We start from the raw sequence: 23,155 nt of genomic DNA, 5'->3' as shown, positions 1-23,155 counted from the left end.
ATAAACAATTAGTGTCACTATTCGGTGGGGGAGTATATCACTGATTCCAGCAAACATTACATAGCTCATTTAAGATAAAATGAACATTTGCTTGTTTTTGCTCCGTCTTTTCAGGATTTCTGGCGCAAACGCTCAATAAACCCACAAGAGTTGGCTCTTATAACACAATCTGTTTCTACAAACACTGTCAAATTGCGCTTTGAACAGTGATCTAAGAGACCGTCATCATGGTTTTTCACCTAGTCATTGTCCACAGGTGATGAACGTTGTTGCTACCAAGACGGCAGCGCTCAGGCCGCCAAATCCGCTTAATTCTAGTCTCAATCGCTAAAAGCTACCAGTGGCCTAGGGTAAATACCCGCGGAATCGGGCACCGAACCACTGGCCTATGGTTGCTCGCCGAAGTAGGTGGCAATGTCTGCGAGATCTTGCTCGTTGAGAACGGACAGTTGCTGTTTCATCATGTCGCCATAACTCCCTGAGCGCTCGCCGTTTTGGTAGGCTTGCATCGCCCGGTACAGGTACAGGGGCGACTGGTTGTTGATGTGCGGGTAGCCCTCTTTTTGTGCAACTCCATTTTGTCCATGGCAGAACTGGCAGGTAAACGATTTGACCTTACCGGCATCGCTGTCACCTTGGGGCATGGTGTTTGACCATGCCGCAGAAATAGTAAGTGGGTTCAGTATATAAAGGAGGGAAAATAGGAGAGTTCGTTTCATAATTCGTATTCTTTTGTTTTGTATGACCACAAAATAATGCTATTGGCACTTGTAAGCAATCAACAGGTTACACCTGCTTACTAAAAACTAGCGTTCGAGCCGAGAATGAAATGGGTGGGATAATTTTGACCATCAGAGATTCATTTTCCATACTCAAATCAAGGGCAAAGGGAGAAAGGCTTTATGAAAGGGATTATTTTTACTGAGTTTCTAGATATTGTCGAAAGCCGTTTTGGTCTCGATGTTTGCCAGCAGATGCTTGATGATGCCGGCGTTGATGGAGCATACACTGCGGTTGGAAGTTATGATCACCGTGTTTTGGTAAAGATGATCGTTTGCCTGAGCAAGATCACTGGTGTCTCCCCGGAAGTGTTGCAAGAAGCCTATGGTGAGGCATTGTTTACCCGCCTGTTGAGCTCCTTTCCCCTGGACAATGGCGAAAAGCCCAACAGCACCTTTAGCTTCATTGAGCGTGTTGAGCGCCATATCCATACCGAAGTGAAGAAGCTCTACGCCAATGCGAACCCACCCCAGTTTGACTTTATCTCACAAACTTCCGCCCTGATGATCCTTGATTACATATCGGCACGCTGCTTGTCACATGTTTGCCTGGGTTTGATCCGTGGTTGTGTTAAGCATTTCAACGAAGATATGGCAATCAGTATGGAGCCTGTCAACCAAGATCAGAGCCATGTACGATTTACGCTGAAATTAAATGCGGGGTAACAATGGGCCTTGAACGCATGGATCTGGAACGCCAAGTTGCTCTGATGCAGAAGAAAATTGACCGGGAGCGCGACGCCAGGAAAATGGCTGAAATGCTGTTGGAGTCGAAAAGCCTTGAACTCTATCAGGCCAAGCAGCTGATTGAGCAGAACCTCGCGCAGGTGCGGGATAAGCTTGCCAGTGGGTCGGAGTTTTTATCCTACCAGCATAAGATGGATAACTTGTTGCTGAGTATTGGCCACACGCTGCTGAAATACCCACCATCGACTCTGATCATAAAAGATTTGCTTGATGCGCTGATCAACAGTCGAGTAGTGAGTGCTTGCGCAGTAAATTTCAGTTGCGACTCGACACCGGCGCTGAATATTGCCTATTTTTCCGGTATTGATAATACGATTGTCCCGCCGGATACATTGGTGTCTAGAGAGGAGTGCTGGGACGAGTCACAGCAGTTATATTGGCTCTCACTCGGCAACTCGGCAGTAAAGGGGTATTTTGTCACCCGCATCGGTAAGACGAGGGAGTGGCATATGACAGTTCGTAAGCATATGAACTTGATAGGTGAAATGCTGCGCGCGTCCATTGATCGACAGCTAAAGCTCGAGGAGGCGATTCGAGCGAGGAAATCAGCCGAGGAGTCGGAGAAGTTGACTCGTGATTTTCTGGCAATGATAAACCATGAACTACGAACACCTCTCAATGGCTTGTTGGGAACGGCTGAGCTGCTATCTGATACCGAGCTTGATAATCATCAGAATAGCTTGCTTAAGACTTTAAATCATTCCGGGGAATTGCTGCGGGCAATCATTAATAATCTGCTCGATTACAGTAAGATCAACGCTGGGATGATGGAGTTGGCCATCAAACCCTTCGATTGCCGGTTGATGGCCAACGTGCTTAATGACATCTTCCTCCAACCCGCCAGGGAAAAACAGCTAAATTTTTCGATTCACTTCGTGCCAAATTCGCCGCAATGGCTGATGGGCGATGAAGATCGGATAAAGCAAATCTTCGTCAATCTTATAGGTAATGCCATTAAGTTTACGGAGAAAGGCTTTGTATCCGTGACCATAGGGTGGCATGACGAAGCGCTACAGTTTGTAGTCTCTGATTCTGGCTGCGGTATTGCTAAAGAACAAATAGCCAGCCTATTTCAGCCATTTAAACAAGCGGATAATTCAAGTAAGCGTCAACACGAGGGGACGGGGTTGGGCTTGGCGATTTGTGGCAAGTTGGCTGAGCAGATGAAAGGCCGGATAGAAATAGAGAGTACAGCGGGGCAAGGGAGTATTTTTACGGTCACGCTTCCCTTGGACGTTAATCCGTCAGCGGTTATCAAGAACGACGTTTTGCGAAACAAAACCCTTCCCATTAGTGATTTGACTATTTTGGTGGTGGAGGATCTGAAAACCAATCAGATGATCATCAAGCTGATGCTGGCTAAATTTGGCATCACCCCTGTTATTGTCAGCAATGGCGAAAAGGCGCTGGGTATTTTGAAGTCGCAAGACTTCGATATCGTTTTTATGGATTGCCGGATGCCAATTCTTGACGGTTTTGCCACGACAAAATGGCTACGCAGTGAAGGTTACAGCAAGCCGATCATCGCTTTGACCGCGGGGACAACTAAAGCGGAGCGGGAAGATTGTTTTAGTGCCGGGATGGACGATATTCTTTCCAAGCCTTATCAGAGCGTGGAATTGCGGGAAATGATTGAAAAATGGGGAGCCGGAGCAGGCTCCCTGGGATAATGCTATGCGCCTAGGCTGGCGTTAGTGGTTAGAAAAACCTTCACCTTTGGCCATGCGGTCATACAGGATCACATTGACCGCCGCCGCGAGGTTCATACAGCCATTAGTTGGTACATAGATGGTTTCGCGACAGAAATTGGTAATGTCTTTTTTCAATGTACCATCTTCAGGGCCGAAGATATAAAAAGCCCGCTTCGGGTGCTTGTATTCCGGCAGCGGCTTGGCTCCCTCAACCAAATCAACGGCAACCGGTATGCAGTCGTGCGGGATGATATCTTTTAGGTTCTGGACGCCAATCAGCGGAATATCGCGAATGGTATTTTTGGTGTCAGTACAAAATTTCTTAGCAAGGTCATAACGCGTGCCTGTGTAGAACACACTATTAACGCCATAGCAGCCAGCGGCCCGCATGACAGAACCAACGTTTTCAGGGGTTTTGGGGTTGAATAGCCCAACACAGGCGTAACCTTTGCTCATAATTTGTATCTTTCCGGAAATTTACAACAGCGCGAGATTATACGAAATCTCGCGAAAAATGGCAGGGATACCCAGCAATTCTTGCATCGCCGAGCACCTTGTCGTTATCTGGCGGTATGCCTTAGCCGCAGCATTTTTTGTATTTCTTACCGCTTCCGCATGAGCACGGGTCATTACGGTTGGGTGTTTTATCAAACACGGTGGTTTTCGGCTTGTTGATCAGCGTTTCCAGCTCGACTAGATTTTCCTCAGTCTCGTTGTTGACCGTAATGGTGGCAACAATTTGGTGCTGTTCCAGCAGGGCTTCCACTTCGGCTTTTTTCTCATCGCTGTTCACAACAAGTTGCAGCGGGTTGATTTCAGTTCCCAGCTTTTTGGCCTGCTTGGTATTGAAGCCGTAGCTCTCGTGCTTCGGTTTTTTCTCAATGCGGCCTTTATAGAAGAACTTAGACATATGGTGTTCCTAACGTGCGAAATGGTGATGAGATTAAGGTCGGTAAACCTGAAAACCGGCGATATTAACGGCTTCAATAGCTTGTCGCAAGTGATCACAGCTTTTCACATTGCCTATTGAGTGGTTGTTCATTTCTCATTAGTGTCCTATCGTAAACATATACAATAAAATAAACTTATCTAATTCAAAGAGTAAGATGGCGTCAGCGGGCGCTGTTTGAAGACAGGTTTTTGCATGGAGGCCCAGATGTACAGATGCGTCTCATCGCTGTTGGTTGCGATGGCTATAGCTGGTTCGGTATCGGCGAATGAGGTGATTGAAAGCCGCTCTCTGGTGGGGTTTGGCAGTGCCAAGTATCCTGCTGACTTTTCCCATTTTGATTATGTCAATCCCGAGGCTCCGAAAGGCGGGCAGGTGACCTATGCCCAGGTGGGCACTTTTGACAGTTTTAACCGTTATGCGTCCCGAGGGGTCTCGGCGGCAGGCAGCGAAGCGATATACGATACCTTGTTTGTGTCGTCGGAAGATGAAATAGACAGCTATTATCCGCTCATCGCTGAAAAGGTTCGCTATCCGGAAGATTATGCGTGGATGGAAGTGGATATTAACCCCAACGCCAAGTTCCATGATGGCCAGCCGATTACGGCTGCTGATGTTGCCTTTACCTTTGATAAATTCATGAAAGAAGGGGTGGCGCAGTACCGGGTCTATTTCAAGGATGTGAAGTCGGTGACGGCCAAGTCGGAGCACACCGCCCGGATAGAAATGGTAAAGCCCAACCGCGAGGTGTTGTTGGCCTTGGTACAGGGAATGAATGTGTTGCCGGAACATTTTTGGCGTGACAAGAACCTCAGCGAGCCGCTCAATACCCCGCCAATTGGCAGTAGCGCCTATCAGATCTCGGATTATAAGCCCGGCCAAAGCGTGACCTACTCGCTGGTAAAGGATTACTGGGCCAAAGATTTGCCGGTCAATGTAGGCAGGCATAATTTTGGCACCATCAAGTATGACTACTACCGGGATGAAACAGTGACCCTCGAGGCGTTCAAAGCCGGTGAGTACGATATTCGCGAAGAGAACGTGGCCAAGTTCTGGGCCACCATGTACCAGGGGGCGAATTTCGATAAAGGCTACATTGTAAAAGAAGAGATCCCGCATCAGATCCCGCAGTCGATGCAGGCTTTTGTGTTCAATACCGAGCGCAGTTATTTCAGCGATGCCAAAGTGCGTGAAGCCCTTTCTTACGCCATGGACTTCGAGTGGATGAACAAAAGCCTGTTCTATAACCAGTACACCCGGACCCGCAGCTATTTCCAAAACACCGACTACGAGGCCAAGGGATTGCCATCGGAAGCCGAAGTTGCCGTTTTGGCTCCCGTAAAAGACAAGGTGCCTGCTAGGGTATTTACTGAAGAGTACCAACCTCCGAAGTCTGATGGTTCCGGTCGGATCCGGGTTCAGCTTCGCAAAGCCCTGGCCTTGATGAAAGAAGCGGGCTGGGAAGTACAGAACAAGGTCATGACCAATGTCGAGACCGGCGAAGCCTTTAGCTTTGAACTGCTGATGTATAGCCCGACCACCGAGCGTCTGGCGATCCCGCTGCAGAGGAACCTCAAGTTACTCGGCATAGATATGCGCTTGCGCACCGTGGATACCACACAGTACATCAAGCGTCTGAGAGACCGGGATTTTGATATGGTGTCTGCTGGGTATGGGGCCAATCCGTATCCGAGTCCGAATCTGATGATTGCCTGGAACAGTAATTTTATTGACAGCACCTACAACACGGCAGGGGTAAAAGACCCTGCCATTGATTACCTGACCGAGCAAATCGCCGAAAACCAGGAAAATCCGGACAAGTTGCTCAGCCTTGGCCGGGCGCTTGACCGGGTGTTGCAGTGGAATTTCTATGTGATCCCGCAATGGCATATCAGCATGTTCCGGGTAGCGAGCTGGGACAAGTTTTCCCGTCCGCCGCTGCGGCCAAAATATACCCTGGGCCAGGATACCTGGTGGATTGACAGTGAAAAGGCAGCCAAGTTGCCTGAGAAGCGGCGGTAACCATGTCAGCATATATTATTCGGCGTTTGTTGTTGGTGATCCCCACCTTGTGGGCCATCATCACCATCAACTTCTTTGTCATTCAGATTGCCCCAGGCGGCCCGGTGGAGCAGGCGGTGGCCCAGCTTGAAGGCCACAGCTCGGGGATCATGGAGCGCTTTACGGGCGGAGGGCAGGAGGTCGGCTCGCTGGAGCCGTCCGAGAATGGTTCGGGTTACCGGGGATCGCGCGGTCTGGATCCCGAAGTGGTCGAGGCGATCAAAAAACAGTTTGGTTTCGACAAGCCGCTGCTTGAGCGGTATGTCGATATGCTCAAGGATTATGCGACCTTTAACTTCGGCGAGAGCCTGTTCAAAGGCGGCAATGTCATTGATTTGATTATCGACCGCTTGCCGGTATCCATTTCGCTCGGGTTGTGGAGTACCCTGATCATTTACCTGGTGTCTATTCCGTTAGGGATAGCCAAGGCCATCAAGCATGGCTCGCGGTTTGATGTCTGGAGTAGCGCGGTGGTCATCGTGGGGTATGCGATCCCGGGGTTCCTGTTCGCGATTTTGCTGATTATCTTTTTTGCCAGCGGCAACTATTTCAGTTGGTTCCCGCTGCGCGGCTTAGTGTCATCGAACTTTGAACAGTTGAACTGGTACCAGCAAATTATCGATTATTTTTGGCATTTGACATTGCCGATTCTGGCCATGGTGATCGGCGGGTTTGCCACCTTGACCATGCTGACCAAAAACTCCTTTCTCGATGAAATCAACAAGCAGTACGTGGTCACCGCCCGCGCCAAGGGGCTGGATGAGCGCAGTATCCTCTACCGCCATGTTTTCCGAAATGCCATGCTGATCATCATCGCAGGGTTTCCGGCGGCGTTTATCAGTATTTTCTTCACCGGCGCGATGCTGATTGAGGTTATGTTCTCGTTGGAAGGGATAGGACTGCTTGGGTTCGAGTCGACCATACAGCGGGATTACCCGGTGGTATTTAGCTCTTTGTATATCATGACGCTACTAGGGCTTTTGCTGAACATTATTTCGGATATCACCTACACACTGGTTGATCCACGGATAGATTTTGAGGCACGTTAGTGAAACTGAACCCATTAACCAAGGAACGCTGGGCAAGATTTCGGGCACATAAGCGAGGCTATTGGTCGCTTTGGATCTTCTCGTTGCTGTTTTTCAGCAGCCTGTTTGCTGAAATTATTGCCAATGATAAACCGCTGGTGATCCAGTTTCAGTCGCAGTGGTATTTCCCTATTGTGACCCCATACTCGGAGACGGAGTTCGGCGGCGAATTCGACGCCGAGGCCGACTACACCGATCCGTATGTCGCCGAGCTGATCGAGGCCGACGGCTTTATGATCTGGCCGCTCATCCGTTTCAGTTACGACACCATCAACTACAACTTGTCGGGGCCCGCCCCGTCTCCGCCGGATAGCATCAACTGGCTTGGCACCGATGATAAGGGACGGGATGTCCTGGCTCGGATCATCTATGGTTTTCGGATTTCGGTGTTGTTTGGGTTTGCCCTAACCATTATATCCACCGTCATTGGTGTGATTGTCGGTGCTTGTCAGGGCTATTACGGCGGCTGGCTTGATCTGTTCGGCCAGCGCTTCATCGAAGTATGGTCGGGTATGCCGACCTTGTTCTTGCTGATCATATTGTCGAGTTTTGTCGAGCCAAACTTCTGGTGGCTGCTGGGTATTATGGTGCTCTTTAGCTGGATGGGACTGGTCGGTGTCGTGCGTGCCGAGTTTCTCCGTTGCCGCAATCTCGATTATGTCCGGGCGGCGCAGGCGATGGGGGTCGGTGATGGCCGCATTATGCTGCGCCATATGCTGCCCAACGCCATGGTGGCCTCGCTCACTATGATGCCGTTTATTCTCAGCGGTTCGGTGACCACGCTAACCTCGCTGGATTTCCTTGGCTTTGGCCTGCCGGCCGGGTCGCCGTCACTGGGCGAACTGCTGGCCCAGGGCAAAACGAACCTTCAGGCCCCTTGGCTGGGCTTATCGGCTTTTGTTGTTCTGTCTATCATGCTTAGCTTGCTGGTTTTTGTCGGTGAAGCGGTACGTGATGCATTTGATCCCCACCACCAGAGGTAACTATGTCACAACCAATTATTACCATTGAAAACCTGTCGGTGGGCTTTCAAACCGGACAGTCAGTCAATCAGGTGACCTACAATGTCAGCCTGGATATCCGGCGCGGCGAAACCCTGGCGTTGGTGGGGGAGAGTGGCTCGGGCAAATCGGTGACGGCCAATGCCATTTTGCGCCTGCTGCCGAAGTCTTCTACCCGCTACCTCAACGGTCACATTCACTATGATGGCATTGATATGATGAATTGTAGTGAAAGGGAGATGCGCGGTCTGCGGGGGCATCGGATTGGTATGATTTTCCAGGAGCCGATGATGTCACTCAATCCGCTGCACAAGGTTGGCCGCCAACTTTGCGAAACCTTGGCGATCCACCGCGGTACCCGGCAGCGTGAAGCGCAGCAGAAAGCACTCGAGTGGCTGAAAAAAGTCGGGATCAGAAATCCGGAAAAACGGCTGGAAGCCTATCCCCATGAGTTATCAGGCGGCGAGCGGCAGCGGGTGATGATAGCCATGGCGCTGATCAACGAGCCGGAGCTGCTGATTGCCGATGAGCCGACCACGGCCCTTGATGTGTCGGTTCAGGCCCAGATCCTCGACCTGCTAAAAGATCTGCAGCGCGAAATGGGGATGGCCATGCTGTTTATTACCCATGATCTGAGTATCGTGCGCAAGATTGCCGATCGGGTCGCCGTTATGCAGATGGGGCGGCTGGTGGAAACCAACACCATGACCGAAGTGTTCGAGCGACCTCAGGATCCCTATACCATCAAGTTGATCAATTCCGATCCGAGCGGGGAGCCCGTGCCTGTCGATATGGCGGCGACACCGATGTTCGAGGTCAAGGATTTGCGGGTGTGGTTCCCGATAAAAGGCGGGGTGCTCAAGCGGGTAAAAGATCACATCAAGGCGGTCACTGATGTGAGCTTTATGTTGCGAACGGGGCACAGTGTTGGCTTGGTGGGAGAGAGTGGCTCGGGCAAGTCGACGACCGGTATGGCCATTCTCAAACTGCTTGAGAGTAGCGGCGAAATTGTCTATCGCGGTCAAGATATCTCGGCCTTCAATCGCAAGCAAATGTTGCCCATGCGCAGTAAGTTGCAAGTGGTATTCCAGGACCCATTTTCAGCGTTGAACCCGAGGATGTCGGTGGCACAGATCATCGGCGAGGGATTAAAGGTTCACCAAAACCTGACGCCAGAGCAAGAAGACCAAATGATTTGTGATGCCATGCGCGATGTGGAGCTGGATCCGGAAACCCGCCACCGTTATCCCAACGAATTCTCGGGCGGCCAGCGCCAGCGTATTGCGATTGCAAGGGCATTGGTACTCAAGCCGTCATTTATCCTGCTGGATGAGCCAACCTCTTCGCTTGACCGAACCGTTCAATTCCAGGTGCTGACGTTATTGAAAACGCTGCAGCAGAAATATCACCTCACCTATCTATTTATCAGCCATGATCTCAGTGTCGTTAAGTCGCTGTGCCACTATACCTTGGTCCTGCGCCAAGGGCAGGTTGTCGAACAGGGAGAGACCCAGACTCTGTTTAGTGAGCCTAAACAAGACTATACCAAGCAGTTGGTCGCTTTGTCCTAGGTGGTAATACCAGACATTTGTAGCTGTGATGTTACGTGCTTCTCAGACATAATGTGTCGCCAAAGAGGCGTGCTTGTCATAATCGACTAAAATCTGACCAAATAAAGGTTTTACCTATTACTGTGATAGGCAAAACCTTCTGGTGCTTTTTAGTCGTGTTGATAACATCAATACCAACCTGAATAATGTCCTCTGAATCAGTGAGATAATAATTACTGATAACCTCAAAGCATTAATCAGCTTGGTATCACTACAATAATATGAATAACTTGTCCTGATGGATTCAGGCGAGTGGGAAAGCATTATGGTTAAGCCTGAAAATAATTGTATCGTCATCTTCGGGGCGTCGGGTGACCTGACCCATCGTAAGTTGATCCCAGCCTTTTACCACCTATTCGCGAATGGATTGCTCTCTGAGGAATTCGCAATTTTGGGGGTAAGCCGAACACACTACTCTGATGCTGAGTTCCAGCAGAAGTTGAAAGAATCACTGACAGCCAACGAAAAAGTTGATCCTCAAGTGTTGGATGCTTTCTGTCAGCGCCTGCACTACCAGGCCATCGATACCAAGAGCGTAGAAGATTATGCCAAGCTCAAAGCCCGTTTGGATGAGATTGGGCACAAGTATCGCACCGGTGGCAACACGACCTTCTATCTGGCAACACCACCTAGCCTGTACAGCGTGATCCCAGAATGTCTGGCCGCACACGGTCTGAACAAGGAAGACAATGGCTGGAAACGTCTAATTGTCGAAAAGCCGTTTGGTTATGACTTGGCCACGGCCGAGCAGCTTGATCATGACTTGCACGCCCATTTCCAAGAACACCAAATCTACCGTATCGACCACTACCTGGGTAAAGAAACCGTTCAGAACCTGCTGGTATTCCGTTTTGCCAACGGCATGTTCGAACCGCTTTGGAACCGCAATTTTATCGACTATGTCGAGATCACCGCGGCAGAATTCCTCGGTGTCGAAGAGCGTGGAGGGTATTACGACGGCGCGGGCGCTGTGCGTGATATGTTCCAGAACCATTTGCTACAGGTGCTGGCAATGGTTGGTATGGAGCCGCCGGCGGCTATCAATGCCGACTCGATGCGTGATGAAGTGATGAAGGTGTTCAAGAGCCTCCAGCCGCTTTCTGAAAACGATCTGCAAAATAACCTGGTACTGGGCCAGTATACGGAATCAGACGTTCGTGGCGATCACCTTAAGGGATACCGCGAAGAGCCGGGGGTGGCGGAAGATTCACGTACCGAGACCTATGTCGGTTTGAAGATGTTTATCGATAACTGGCGCTGGAACGGGGTACCTTTCTATGTCCGTACCGGTAAGCGGTTGCCAACCCGTGTGACCGAAGTGGTTATTCACTTCAAAAAGACCCCCCATCCAGTCTTTGGGGCCAATGCGCCGGAGAACAAACTGATCATTCGTATCCAACCGGATGAAGGCATCCTGATGAGCTTTGGCCTCAAGAAGCCGGGAGCCGGGTTTGAAGCCAAAGAAGTGAGCATGGACTTTCACTATGAAAGCCTGGAAGAGACGCACATGCTGACTGCCTATGAGCGTTTGCTGCTGGACTCGATGAAAGGGGATGCCACCCTCTTTGCCCGTACCGATGCGGTGAAGGCCTGCTGGCAGTTTGTCCAGCCGATTCTGGAGTACAAAGAAAACCCAGAGCACCTTTATGGCTATGCGGCGGGCACGTGGGGGCCGAAAGAAGCCGACGAGCTATTGTCTCGTGATGGCCGCGAGTGGCGCTTCCCATGTAAGAACCTGACCAATACCGACTATTGCGAGCTATGAGTGAGATGAATTACCACGTATTTGAAAATGCCGAGCAGGTTGTTCATGCATTGGCGACTAGCTTACAGGACTACAGTGAGCAGGGGCGTCCCGTTCATATCTCACTGTCGGGTGGCAGTACGCCATCCCAGTTGTTTGCCTATTTGGCCGGTTCTGAGTTTGCTCAGTCCATCCAGTGGCAAAACCTCCATTTCTGGTGGGGGGACGAACGCTGTGTCGCACCGGATGACGAGCAAAGCAATTACGGTCAGGCCAAAGCCTTGCTGTTCGACCACATAGCGATCCCTGCTGAAAATATCCACCGTATCCGCGGTGAAGACTTCGCGGCAATGGAAGCGATCCGCTTTGCCCAAGAGATGAGTTCAGAAATCCCGGCAAAGGACGGGGTACCTGAGTTTGACTGGATTTTGCTCGGCATGGGTACTGATGGCCATACGGCGTCTCTGTTCCCAGGGCAAACAGACTACAACACAACGGAAATCGCCGCGATTGCGGCGCATCCAGAGACTCGCCAGATCCGCGTGACCAAAACCGCGCACCTGCTGGCAAATGCAAAACGTATTACCTACTTGGTGCTAGGTGCAGGCAAAGCGTCGGTGGTCAAAGAGATTGCCGACAATGCACCGGCTGCACAAGCGTATCCAGCAGCCCAGGTTAGCGCGAAAGCGGGCACTACCGAGTGGTATTTAGATTCAGAAGCAGCCAAAGAGCTGGCATAAGGAGAGAAGTAAATGAAAGCTGATATTGGTGTTATCGGTCTGGCCGTGATGGGGCAGAACCTGATCCTAAACATGAACGATAACGGATTTAAAGTGGTTGCCTACAACCGTACCGTGGCGAAAGTGGATGAATTTTTGCAAGGTCCGGCGAAAGGGACCAACATTGTCGGTGCAATTTCTCTTGAAGATCTGGTTGGCAAGCTTGAATCGCCGCGCAAGGTGATGTTGATGGTCCGCGCCGGTGCCGTTGTTGATCAGTTTATCGACAGCCTGGTACCGCTGCTAGACGAAGGCGACATCATCATTGATGGTGGTAACACCAACTACCCGGATACCAACCGTCGCGTGGCAGCGCTACGCGAGAAAGGTATCCGCTATGTCGGTGCGGGTGTATCCGGCGGGGAAGAAGGTGCACGTTTCGGGCCGTCTATCATGCCAGGTGGCGATCCTGAAGCATGGCCACATGTTAAGCCGATTTTCCAGGCTATTGCAGCTAAAACCGATAAAGGCGAAGCGTGCTGTGACTGGGTCGGTAAAGAAGGCGCTGGCCATTTTGTGAAAATGGTTCACAACGGTATCGAATACGGTGACATGCAGCTGATCAGCGAAGCGTACCACTTCATGAAAGAAGGCCTGGGTATGTCTCATGATGAGATGCAGGCAACGTTTGCCGAGTGGAACAAAACTGAGCTGGATAGCTACCTGATCGAAATCACAGCCGACATCCTAGGTTACCGCGATGAAGACGGTGAGCCGCTGGTCGAGAAGATCCTAGATACAGCAGGCCAGAAAGGGACCGGTAAGTGGACAGGTATTAACGCCCTTGACCACGGTATTCCGCTGACGCTGATCACCGAATCAGTATTTGCTCGCTGCCTGTCGTCACTGAAAGAGCAGCGCGAAGAGGCGGCGTCGCTGTTCAACAATCCAATTACTGCCGTGGAAGGTGACAAGTCTGAGTGGCTGGATGCACTGCGTCAGGCACTGCTGGCGTCTAAGATCATCTCATACGCTCAGGGCTTTATGCTGATCCGTGAGGCGTCTGAGTCTAACAACTGGGATCTGAACTACGGCAACGTGGCGCTGATGTGGCGTGGCGGTTGTATCATCCGCAGTGCCTTCCTGGGGAACATCCGTGATGCTTTCGAAGCCAACCCTGAGCTTGCGTTCCTAGGGCTGGATAGCTACTTCAAGGATATCCTTGAAGGCTGCCTACCGGCATGGCGAAAAGTCGTTGCTAAGTCATTCGAGACTGGCCTACCAATGCCTTGTATGTCCTCGGCGCTGACCTTCCTAAATGGTTACACCACGGCTCGCCTGCCAGCCAACATGCTACAAGCGCAGCGTGACTATTTTGGTGCGCATACTTATGAGCGCACTGACAAGCCACGCGGCGAGTTTTACCACACCAACTGGACCGGTACCGGCGGTGATATTTCGTCAACAACCTACGATGTTTGATTCATTGCTTAACGGATAGATCTAACTGAGAGAAAAGGCGCTGATTATTCAGCGCCTTTTTGTTATGAAAGCAATGTAAATATGCGAGGGGAAGGCAATAGCGAAAAATTGTGATCGATGAAGAATATTTGGATTTGTTTGCTTGTTATTTAAACAATGAAGTAACAATCCCGTAGCAAGAAATCCAGTTTGTTCGACCTAAATCACGTAATTTATTGGGGGCTTAAACTGTGAGGGCGCAGACCCTCCGTTTTATGCGCCATAGATCACGCTAAATTGCATGACGAAATAAAATATTTAACATTTGCCTTACAATGTGATTATTATACTGACGAAGCATTAACCAATCATACAGGGAGTTTTTTAATGCAGTCGTTAGTTGATTTTCTCAATGGAATCATTTGGAGCCCGGTGCTGATTTATCTGTGTCTGGGTGCAGGTTTGTTCTACTCCATTACCACACGTTTCGTACAGCTGCGTCACTTCAGAGAGATGTGGCGTCTTCTGTTATCAGGCAAAAGTTCCGCTCAGGGTATCTCCTCTTTTCAGGCATTAGCCGTTTCACTTTCTGGGCGCGTAGGTACTGGTAACATTGCAGGTGTTGCTGCGGCTATCGGTTTCGGTGGTCCAGGTGCTGTTTTCTGGATGTGGGTTGTTGCCTTCTTGGGTGCCGCAACCGCATACAGTGAGTCTGCACTGGCACAGATTTACAAAGAAGAAGATGAAGACGGTCAATTCCGTGGCGGCCCGGCGTATTACATTGAAAAGGCGATGGGTCAGAAGTGGTATGCCTGGATCTTTGCGATTGCAACTATCTTTGCCTGTGGTGTGCTTCTTCCTGGTGTCCAGTCGAACAGTATCGGTAATGCGGTTGAAGCAGCCTTTGGCCCGGGCCAGATGATTGAGACAACCATTGGTACTATCAGTTTGGCGAAAATTGTTACGGGTACCTTTGTTTCTATTATCCTGGCCTTCATCATCTTTGGTGGTGTAAAGCGTATCGCGAACTTCACCCAAGTTGTCGTTCCTTTCATGGCCTTGGCTTATATCGTTGTTGCTTTCATTATCATCTTGCTGAACATCAACATGGTTCCGAGCATCTTCATGATGATTTTGGGCGATGCCTTTACGCCGATGGCGGGTGTCGGTGCGGCAATCGGTTGGGGTGTTAAGCGTGGTGTATACTCGAACGAAGCCGGCCAGGGTACGGGTCCTCATGCCGCAGCGGCTGCTGATGTACAGCACCCGGCTCAGCAGGGTCTGGTTCAGTCTTTCTCAATCTACATTGATACCTTGCTCGTTTGTTCGGCAACAGCCTTCATGATCCTGATCACTGGCGCATACAATGTCCACGGTGGGGCTGAAGGGGTGTTCCTGGTACAGAATCTAGCCGCAGAGATTGGTGCTAACGGTCCTGTCTTTACCCAGATGGCGATTGAAAGTGCGATGCCTGGTATCGGTAAGCCGTTCATTGCTTTTGCACTGTTCTTCTTTGCCTTCACCACGATTCTCGCTTACTACTACATTGCTGAAACCAACATTGCTTACATCCGCCGTTCGATGAAACTACCTGGCATGATGTTTGTGCTGAAAATCATCCTAACGGTCGCGGTATTCTACGGTACGGTGAAAACCGCCAACCTTGCTTGGGCGATGGGTGATGTCGGTGTGGGCTTGATGGCTTGGCTGAACATTGTCGGTATCTTGATCATCTTCTTCCTGTCCAAGCCTGCACTGAAAGCGCTGAAAGACTACGAGAATCAGCAGCAGGCCGGTGTCAAGGACTTTACTTTTGACCCTGTTAAGCTGGGTATCAAGAATGCCACTTACTGGGAAAAGAAACTCCACGGTAAAGTGGAAACTGAGCAGGTTGCAGACGACGCCGAGCCAGTGAAAACCACCATCTAGGTGAGCAGCCACAACAAACAGTTTAACAGCTGAAGAACAAGGCCATTGATATCAACTCAATGGCCTTTTTTATTTTGCCGGTTTTGGTGGCAAGTTGTGAAGTGGCCTAGAGAAAAGGGGCTTACTGTCACACTAGACAATCAACTAGTGGCATAATAAAGCGTGCAACTTGGCTGGCAGCAAAGCTGTCGGTAGTGCCATATACCTGACAGGCTTCCATCTAAGTTATTGAAAGCAAATGATGTCATGGGTTTGTCAGGTTCGTGTCGTTCTCTATTTTCCAGAACAAAAGTACAGTTGAGTCAAACAGCAGAAAGGATTCTATGATGATTGTCAGAAAGCTAAGGCTGCAGCGGGGTTGGTCGCAAGAGCATCTCTCGCAACTATCGGGTTTGAGCGTCCGGACTATCCAGCGTATTGAGCGGGGCCAGAACGCCGGACTGGAGTCCTTGAAATCACTGGCTGCTGTGTTTGACATTCCAGTTACCGAACTTCAGGGAGAGCCAGCAATGAACGACAAAGCACAAATTACCCCCGATGAAATGAAAGTCATCGAGCAGGTAAGAGAGATCAAAGGTTTTTATTCCCACTTGGTCACCTATGTCTTGGTGATAGCCATGCTGTTTGTGATCAACTACATGACCGACCCGAGTTATATATGGGCATGGTGGCCGGCCATGGGTTGGGGGATAGGGATCGTGTCCCACGGCCTGAGCGCCTTTGAAGTCTTTAACTTCTTTGGTGCAGAGTGGGAAAAACGCCAGATAGAGAAACGCCTGGGCCGCAAGCTATGATGTGGTTTTAAGGCCACCGGATACAACTGGATTAGGGGCTGGTCGTGACCGGCCCCTTTGCTAATTGCTCTAGCAAGATAGTAGGCACACACTCAACTTCATTTAATGATGGGGGCTCATATGTCATCGAAGGCCAATGAAGAGGCTGCTCAAACGGCATCCCCCCGTCAGTGGATGAGATTAGTTGCGGTGTATCTGTTAATCCCGTTGGTTTTATTGGGATGCGCTGGGGATGTGGGGTGGTGGCAGGGATGGCTATTTTCGATGTTGTTCTTGGCGGCCGGGATAGGTGGACGTATATGGGCCGAGCGACGCCACCCAGGATTAACTGCGGAAAGACAAAATAGTAAAAATATAGAAAAAGCAAAAGGCTGGGACAGAGTGCTGGCACCACTGATGGCGGTGAGCCTCGGGTTTCCTATGGTTATCGTAGCTGGGCTGGACCATCGCTATGGTTGGTCACTCGGCTTTGCGCCTTGGCTTGTTGTCACTGGTTTTATATTGGTTTTACTCGGATATGCTTTGGCTGTGTGGGCGCTAGCGGAGAACCGGTTTTTCTCCAGTGTGGTTCGCATTCAGACAGAACGTGGCCATGTGGTATGTGATAGCGGCCCTTACCGGTTTGTACGGCATCCGGGGTATGCCGGAAATATCCTGGCACTGTTCGGCCTTGTTTTTGCTCTGAGTTCGGTATGGGCACTGATCCCTGCGGCGGTGGCATCAATTATTACGCTGATCAGAACCGTACTTGAAGATCAGACTTTGCACGAAGAGCTGCCGGGCTATCGGGACTACGCAACACGCGTCTGCTATAGGTTGATTCCCAGAATATACTGAAAGATCTGAACGCCCTGTGCGAGCCTGAACCATTGCAATCGTTTTGCTGCTATCTTTTTAGAACCATCGGTTCTAGTTCGGTTTTGTCCAACTTCGAGCTAGCTGGACAGGAGACTAGCTATCAATATTCACTTATAACTGATTAATACACAATTCGAATTGATGTGATTAATGGAATACACATAAATAAGGCAGTCCAATGACTGCCTCTTGTTGGATAGAAACCTTGTTAATACTGGCGTCTTCGCCAACCAACGAATAGCATTGCTAACAGGCTTAATAGCCCCATCGAAGCACCACCACCTGATGAGCCAGCATCATCTCCTTAAATACAATCGCTAGTTGCTTAAAGCTTCAACACTGCCGCGCTAAGAGCAACTATCTGTAATTAAATGCATGATTTTAAAGGTAAAGGGGCTCGTCATCACACCATTAAAATGCAACCCTGTGAATATCAGACCTTCCCCTTTGAACGAGCATCAAAAACTTTTTTAATAGTGGTGGACTTTTTGTTGTTCAATTGCTGAGGATAAAAGATGAAAAAGGAACTTTTGGTTATATTGTGCTCAAGTGTATTGCTATTTGGCTGCGGTGGTGGCAGCGGCAGCGGTTCGATTAATGATCAAGATCGTGATCTTGATGGCGATAACAACTCAACTCGTTCTGATTACGGGATTTACGCTTTGGATAGTGAAGCTGAGGTGGTTCCCTTCTCGGTAATATTGAGCAAAAATGGAATAATATCAGTTGGTTATAATAATGGTGGGCTTAGTTTAAGTGGTTTTTCGTTGGTTGGAACAGAAGGCTCATCAATCAACCATGATTTTTACCTAAGTGATGATACAGGTGCGGTTAGATATAAAGCTTCACTTCAATTTGAAAGCACAGGGCAGTCTACAGGGGATGTATTACCATATACTCTAAAAATTCCACATTTTAACGTCGATGAATCCGGGCTTGTCATCTACGGGAAGACGGAAGGGCACACCGGTGGTGATGAACTACTTGATAAAGCTTATTCCATACCAACGAATGATATGTTCTATACATATAATGGAAATAACACCTTTACCATCACCGGACAGCAAGGGTGCACAACAACCGCTAAAGCATTGAATTCTGGCCTTGGTAATCCAGAGCAAATGCACTATGACGTACTGATTAAGGAATCAACTTGTGAGACCGATGATCACTCGACAGGACTGTTAACGATCATGCGTGTTGACTCTGTTCACACGCTTGGGATCGTTATTCAGCTCAAAAATCGATACTCTGGCTTTGCTGGCATCGCCATGTGATAAACGTTACTTAGTGATATTCCATGACAAGCCAGCTTTAGCTACCTTAAGTAAGTACTGAGTCATTGGTGTAGTTCATATATGGTCAACTAAAAAAAGGCCTTGCTCCAGCAAGGCTCTTGCTATGTTTATTAGCTATTGATTAATTTTCTTACTGTTTTAGCCAGTCTCATACATCTACATTCACCGCATGGTTGTTGTGTGAATCTGCGATCAAGTTTAATGCAGGGACAGGGAAAAATGGTTGTATGACAAACTGTAGCAAACTTGTTGCATATGTTTGGGGTATATTGTTAAAATCATCTTTATGATGGTGTTTTAAAAGGGATTTTTATGCGTTTTTCTGCTTTGGTTGTGTTTGTTTCAACTGTAATCTTTAGTGGTCATGCTTTGGCAAATGACTCTCAGATACTCCTTAAAAGCTTTCATGATTATGGTATTAAAAAATGTGACACATTTATTAGCCAAAATACTACCTTAAAAGGTAACTGGAACTTTTTTATCAATAAGCACGCAGGAGGAATTGATGGCCCTGTCACAGAGGTAACAGTTGTCAATATTTGGGGATCGAGAGGTGATACCGTAAAGACGGAAGATACTTATATTCAAACCCCAAAGAACTGTTACCTAAGACAAACTTGGACATTAACAGATCCTGGCTCATGCAGTGAAAATATTGATGGTAATCATTGGTATGTTTCTACGAAAATGCCAAACAAAGACTATACAACATACAAAAACTCTGGAGGGATCGAGTTACATGCTAAAGAAATCCAAGTCGGTAACTTTAAAGTGTGTGTTCAAGAAGGCTCTAAGCGTTTGTCTGCTAAGCACGGTTAGTGCTTTAGGTGTTGGAAACGAGATAAGTTAGTTCTTGACTGTTAAATATCTGCCCATCAATACATTGGTCATAAAATCAATCAAGCAACAAAAAACGCTTTCAATCAAAGTTAACCAAGTTAGCTCTTAATGAGTTAGCTTGGTTTTTGTTGGACTTTTGCTTACTCCCTTAATTTAAGTTCAAATAAAGGATTGCCACATTGACGGTAGTCTTGACATACCTGAAGTCATTCATCGTTAGCAAAATTAATAACCGGCATAGTTGGGCCAACGGGCAGCCATATCGGTTGCCCGGTTAAACTGGCTGGTGTTACACCACAAACTTGTTCATGATCGCGTCTTGCTCCCGGACTTTATTGATTTGCTCTTCCAGTGCCTGATCGGCGGCCGCCGCGGCATCAGAGACCTGCACACTGAGCTCTTTGATGTTTAGGGTGTTGGTATTGATCTCTTCGGCCACCAGGCTCTGCTCCTCGGCGGCAGAAGCGATTTGTAGGTTCATGTCGTTGATTTGCTGGATGGCCCCGCTGATCCTGACCAGCGCCTCGTCCGCTTCTTGAGATTTCTCCACCGTCGAGGCCGCAGTCTCTTTGCTCATGCCCATCACGTTCGCCGCCGAGCTTGCCCCGGACTGCAGTTGCTCGATCATCTGGCGAATTTCGGTGGTGGACTCCTGCGTTCGTTGGGCGAGTGTCCGTACCTCATCGGCCACAACGGCAAAGCCTCGGCCAGATTCACCGGCACGCGCCGCCTCAATGGCCGCATTGAGGGCCAGCAGGTTGGTTTGATCGGCGATTTCATTGATCACCTTGAGAATGGACTCAATGTTGCCCGTCGACGCTTCCAGTTGTTTGACCACCTCAACCGCCTGATCAATTTGAGCGGAAAGATCTGAGATGGCACTGGCCGTGTGGGAGACAATGCGCCCACCGTCTTTGACCGCGTCATCAGCCTGTTGTGCTGCCGTTGCCGCCCCCTGTGCATTATTGGCTACCTCAACCGAGGTTGCCGCCATTTCGTGCATGGCGGTTACCAACTGATCCAGCTCTTTCAGCTGGTTGGACATGGCAGAAGCTGACTGTTGGGCCCCGGCGGCAGTTTGTTCGGTGCCGAGTAAAATATCACTGCTGAGTGATTTAGATTGCAGGATCAGGTTTTGCAGTTTCTCGGTAAAGGCATTGAATCCTTTAGCCAGCCCCGCAAACTCCTGATCGGTATTGGTATCCAGCCGTCGGGTGAGATCGCCCTGGCCTGATGCCACATCCTGAATCGCGGTGTTGAGATCTGTCAGCGGTCGCATCAATACCTTGATCAATACTAGCAGGGCGATAATTCCGGCCACCATGGCGATTAGCGAGTAGATAACCGCATCTGTCCGAAGCTGGTTGACTGCGGCAAAAGCGACGTTTTCATCCAGTACCGCACCGATATACCACTCTTGGCCTGTGATCTGGGTAAAGGACAAGGTCACGGTTTTACCGTCTAGCTCAGCGTGGACGGCATTTGTTGCAATCGGGTGGTTGCCAACAAACTCGCTCATTGGCTTACCGTTAAATCTGGCGTCGGGATGGGCAATGGTCGTGCCATCACCCGCGACGATGAAGAGGTAACCGGCATTGAATAAAGAGACCTGGTTCACCAGCTCGGCCAGCCCTGACAGGCTCATATCGAAGAAGATCGCCCCCTGGAATTGCCCGTCAGAGAGCAAGGGGCTGGCGATGGAGACCAAAATCTCATTGCTGACAGAGTCTGCGTAAGGGGCAGTGATAACAATATCGCGGCTCTGCTTGCTGGCTATGTACCAAGGACGGGCTCGTGGCTCCCATGACTCCCCAGGATCCCAGCTCGGGTCATTGCTGGTGAAACTGCCGTCTTTTTCAAATCCCAGCCCGGTGAGCAAAAAAGCGTGTTTGAGAGTGGGTTGCTCAATGACGGTTTGGATATTGTCCAGTGACATGTCACTGGATACCAGGCTGGCGGTATAGGCAGCGAGAGACTTTTTGCTTGATAGTTCGGCATTGACCGTATTGCTCATGCCGGAAATGATTTCATCCATGCTTTGCATGACTAAAGACTGGATTTGGTTTTTGGTATTGAAATATTGGTTGGCAGACAGGAGCGAGAGTGCTGCTAGTAATATTGCCGATGATGTTGCGACAACTTTATGGCTGAACTTCATTGGATCCCTCAACAAGCACTGAAATTAGAATAACTATAATGTCGGCGCTGTAATGGAATTGTTAATCGACATTGTCGAGTATTGTGATCTGAGGTTGGATTTTTTTGCTGTATTGTTATTAAAAAGAAGTTTTATATGCTATCTGATGATTATTGATGTTGTGCTCAAGCGGATGGTAGAGAATGGATGCATTGAGTCCAGGGTGAAAACAAGAAAGGCAGGTAGCCTGCCTTTCTTTGAAGAGATACGAACCCGGTAGTTAGTCGATCAAACCATATTCATCGCGCAGGACGGCAATGATTTCTGCTTTCGGATTTTGAGAAAGCTGGATTTTATTGCCAGTGATTTTCGCGGCAATCTCGGTGTAGGTTTTCGACAGGTTCATCAGTGCATCCACCGGCAGCTCGTTGTCACGGGCCAGGGCGAAGCGCTCATCCATGCGGTCTTTGTTCAGCAGGATATCTGGATCCGGGAAGTGGTTCAGCAGCATCTGGCGGAAGCCTTCCTTGGAGTTTTCGATGATTTCACCATCGCGGTAAGCCGCACCGTCCCAGATACGGGAAGAATCCGGTGTGCCCACTTCATCCATGTAGATCAGCTTTTCATTGCCTTTGGCATCGGTTACGTAACCGAATTCGAACTTGGTATCGACGAAGATCTGATCCAACGCCGCCAGCTCTTTGCTGATCACATCGAAGCCTTCCTCGAGCAGTTGCTCGTAGCGGCCGATATCATCGGCGCTGCGGAAGTTGAATGCTTCAAAGTTGTTCTCCAGATCGGAGCGGGTGACATTGACATCGTCGACTTCCGGCACACCAGGAATACCGGTAAGAATTCCCTTGGTCGATGGTGTCATCAGTAGCTCAGGTAGCTTCTGATCTTTTTCCAGCCCTTCTGGTAGCTCGATACCGCAGAAGTTGCGTTCACCTTGGCTGTAGGCACGCCACATTGAACCTGTGATGTACTGGCGGCAAATCGCTTCAACCATCACGGGCTTGGCTTTTTGTACGATCCAGACAAACGGGTGCGGGATATCCAGGATATGGCTGTCGGCTAGGCCATTTTCACGGAATAGCTTGAACCAGTGGTTGGAAATGGCGTTGAGTGCCGCTCCTTTACCCGGTACGCCTTTCAGGCCGCCTTCGGCGTGCCAGATGCAGTCGAAAGCAGAGATACGATCACTGATCACCATGATAGCCAGTGGGGCATCAGGTTGAACGTTGTAGCCTTTCTCTTTGATCAAGCGACGGCTATCTTCTTCGGTTAACCAGTAGACGGAACGAACCTTACCGCTATGGACGGGTTTATCGGTTCGGATTGGCAGGTCATCATTTACAGCGAGAACTTGATCAGCAAGGCTCATGGCGAATTCCTATTTCAAAAGTTAAACGAAGGTAACCCGTGGTGGCATGACAAGCGGTTTTGCCC

General features: G+C 49.4%; 19 protein-coding genes and 1 pseudogene. 14 read left to right on the top strand and 6 right to left on the bottom strand.

Annotated elements, in window-relative coordinates; genetic code table 11:
* Window positions 1-386: 386 nt before the first annotated feature.
* Entirely contained in the window at window positions 387-719 is a 333-nt protein-coding gene (locus C9J03_RS12840; protein WP_044623084.1) for a c-type cytochrome, read from the bottom strand.
* 183 nt (window positions 720-902) lie between these two features.
* Here C9J03_RS12840 and C9J03_RS12835 point away from each other — a divergent pair, with 183 nt between their 5' ends.
* Window positions 903-1,445, top strand: a complete 543-nt coding sequence (locus C9J03_RS12835) for a heme NO-binding domain-containing protein (RefSeq protein WP_044623085.1) — start codon at window positions 903-905, stop codon at window positions 1,443-1,445.
* A 2-nt stretch (window positions 1,446-1,447) separates the two neighbouring features.
* Window positions 1,448-3,196, top strand: a complete 1,749-nt coding sequence (locus tag C9J03_RS12830) for an ATP-binding protein (RefSeq protein ID WP_231580717.1) — start codon at window positions 1,448-1,450, stop codon at window positions 3,194-3,196.
* A 21-nt stretch (window positions 3,197-3,217) separates the two neighbouring features.
* Here the strand turns inward: C9J03_RS12830 and C9J03_RS12825 are convergent, their stop codons facing one another.
* Window positions 3,218-3,673, bottom strand: a complete 456-nt coding sequence (locus C9J03_RS12825; protein WP_044623086.1) for an RNA methyltransferase — start codon at window positions 3,671-3,673, stop codon at window positions 3,218-3,220.
* Between the two features lie 121 nt (window positions 3,674-3,794).
* Entirely contained in the window at window positions 3,795-4,127 is a 333-nt protein-coding gene (locus C9J03_RS12820) for a PBPRA1643 family SWIM/SEC-C metal-binding motif protein (RefSeq protein WP_044623087.1), read from the bottom strand.
* Between the two features lie 279 nt (window positions 4,128-4,406).
* On the opposite strand from C9J03_RS12820, the gene C9J03_RS12815 reads away from it, so the two are divergent.
* The 10 genes from C9J03_RS12815 to C9J03_RS12770 all read left to right on the top strand — a co-directional run bounded on the left by C9J03_RS12815 (window position 4,407) and on the right by C9J03_RS12770 (window position 17,410).
* Window positions 4,407-6,188, top strand: coding sequence for an extracellular solute-binding protein (locus C9J03_RS12815; RefSeq protein WP_420813006.1), 1,782 nt, complete (start codon window positions 4,407-4,409; stop codon window positions 6,186-6,188).
* A gap of 2 nt (window positions 6,189-6,190) precedes the next feature.
* Window positions 6,191-7,276: a microcin C ABC transporter permease YejB gene (locus tag C9J03_RS12810; protein WP_039462455.1), complete on the top strand. Its 1,086-nt coding sequence runs from the start codon at window positions 6,191-6,193 to the stop codon at window positions 7,274-7,276.
* A complete protein-coding gene (locus tag C9J03_RS12805) occupies window positions 7,276-8,298 on the top strand; it encodes an ABC transporter permease (protein WP_044623089.1) in 1,023 nt (340 codons plus the stop codon). Before C9J03_RS12810 ends, C9J03_RS12805 begins: the two co-directional genes overlap by 1 nt.
* A gap of 2 nt (window positions 8,299-8,300) precedes the next feature.
* A complete protein-coding gene (locus C9J03_RS12800) occupies window positions 8,301-9,887 on the top strand; it encodes an ABC transporter ATP-binding protein (RefSeq protein ID WP_044623090.1) in 1,587 nt (528 codons plus the stop codon).
* 304 nt (window positions 9,888-10,191) lie between these two features.
* The gene (gene zwf / locus C9J03_RS12795) at window positions 10,192-11,691 is read left to right on the top strand and encodes a glucose-6-phosphate dehydrogenase (protein WP_039462448.1); all 1,500 of its coding nucleotides are present in this window, start codon (window positions 10,192-10,194) and stop codon (window positions 11,689-11,691) included.
* Window positions 11,688-12,410 (top strand): 6-phosphogluconolactonase, encoded by a 723-nt coding sequence (gene pgl, locus C9J03_RS12790; RefSeq protein WP_044623091.1) that lies wholly within the window; start codon window positions 11,688-11,690, stop codon window positions 12,408-12,410. The genes zwf and pgl overlap by 4 nt, the downstream gene beginning before the upstream one ends.
* 12 nt (window positions 12,411-12,422) lie before the next feature.
* A complete protein-coding gene (gnd, locus tag C9J03_RS12785; protein WP_044623092.1) occupies window positions 12,423-13,871 on the top strand; it encodes a decarboxylating NADP(+)-dependent phosphogluconate dehydrogenase in 1,449 nt (482 codons plus the stop codon).
* A 366-nt stretch (window positions 13,872-14,237) separates the two neighbouring features.
* Complete coding sequence (locus C9J03_RS12780; protein WP_044623093.1) at window positions 14,238-15,779, top strand: alanine/glycine:cation symporter family protein; 1,542 nt, start codon at window positions 14,238-14,240, stop codon at window positions 15,777-15,779.
* A 326-nt stretch (window positions 15,780-16,105) separates the two neighbouring features.
* On the top strand, window positions 16,106-16,573 hold the full coding sequence (locus C9J03_RS12775) for a 2TM domain-containing protein (RefSeq protein WP_044623094.1): 468 nt from the start codon (window positions 16,106-16,108) through the stop codon (window positions 16,571-16,573).
* Window positions 16,574-16,693: 120 nt separating this feature from the next.
* Window positions 16,694-17,410, top strand: a complete 717-nt coding sequence (locus C9J03_RS12770) for a methyltransferase family protein (protein WP_044623095.1) — start codon at window positions 16,694-16,696, stop codon at window positions 17,408-17,410.
* 229 nt (window positions 17,411-17,639) lie between these two features.
* Here C9J03_RS12770 and C9J03_RS27295 read toward each other — a convergent pair.
* A pseudogene (locus C9J03_RS27295) lies at window positions 17,640-17,714 on the bottom strand (GlyGly-CTERM sorting domain-containing protein); the annotation flags it as partial.
* 232 nt (window positions 17,715-17,946) lie between these two features.
* Between C9J03_RS27295 and C9J03_RS12760 the strand changes: the two are divergent.
* Complete coding sequence (locus C9J03_RS12760) at window positions 17,947-18,708, top strand: hypothetical protein (protein ID WP_044623096.1); 762 nt, start codon at window positions 17,947-17,949, stop codon at window positions 18,706-18,708.
* Between the two features lie 333 nt (window positions 18,709-19,041).
* A complete protein-coding gene (locus C9J03_RS12755) occupies window positions 19,042-19,548 on the top strand; it encodes a hypothetical protein (RefSeq protein ID WP_044623097.1) in 507 nt (168 codons plus the stop codon).
* A gap of 310 nt (window positions 19,549-19,858) precedes the next feature.
* Here the strand turns inward: C9J03_RS12755 and C9J03_RS12750 are convergent, their stop codons facing one another.
* The gene (locus tag C9J03_RS12750; RefSeq protein ID WP_044623098.1) at window positions 19,859-21,727 is read right to left on the bottom strand and encodes a methyl-accepting chemotaxis protein; all 1,869 of its coding nucleotides are present in this window, start codon (window positions 21,725-21,727) and stop codon (window positions 19,859-19,861) included.
* 259 nt (window positions 21,728-21,986) lie between these two features.
* Window positions 21,987-23,090: a phosphoribosylaminoimidazolesuccinocarboxamide synthase gene (locus C9J03_RS12740; RefSeq protein ID WP_044623100.1), complete on the bottom strand. Its 1,104-nt coding sequence runs from the start codon at window positions 23,088-23,090 to the stop codon at window positions 21,987-21,989.
* Window positions 23,091-23,155 lie beyond the last annotated feature (65 nt).

It is taken from the genome of Photobacterium gaetbulicola (assembly GCF_003025515.1).
In the GTDB taxonomy this organism is placed as follows: domain Bacteria; phylum Pseudomonadota; class Gammaproteobacteria; order Enterobacterales; family Vibrionaceae; genus Photobacterium; species Photobacterium gaetbulicola.
Note: the sequence above shows the minus strand (reverse complement) of the source record. Positions and strands in the feature narration are given on the sequence as shown.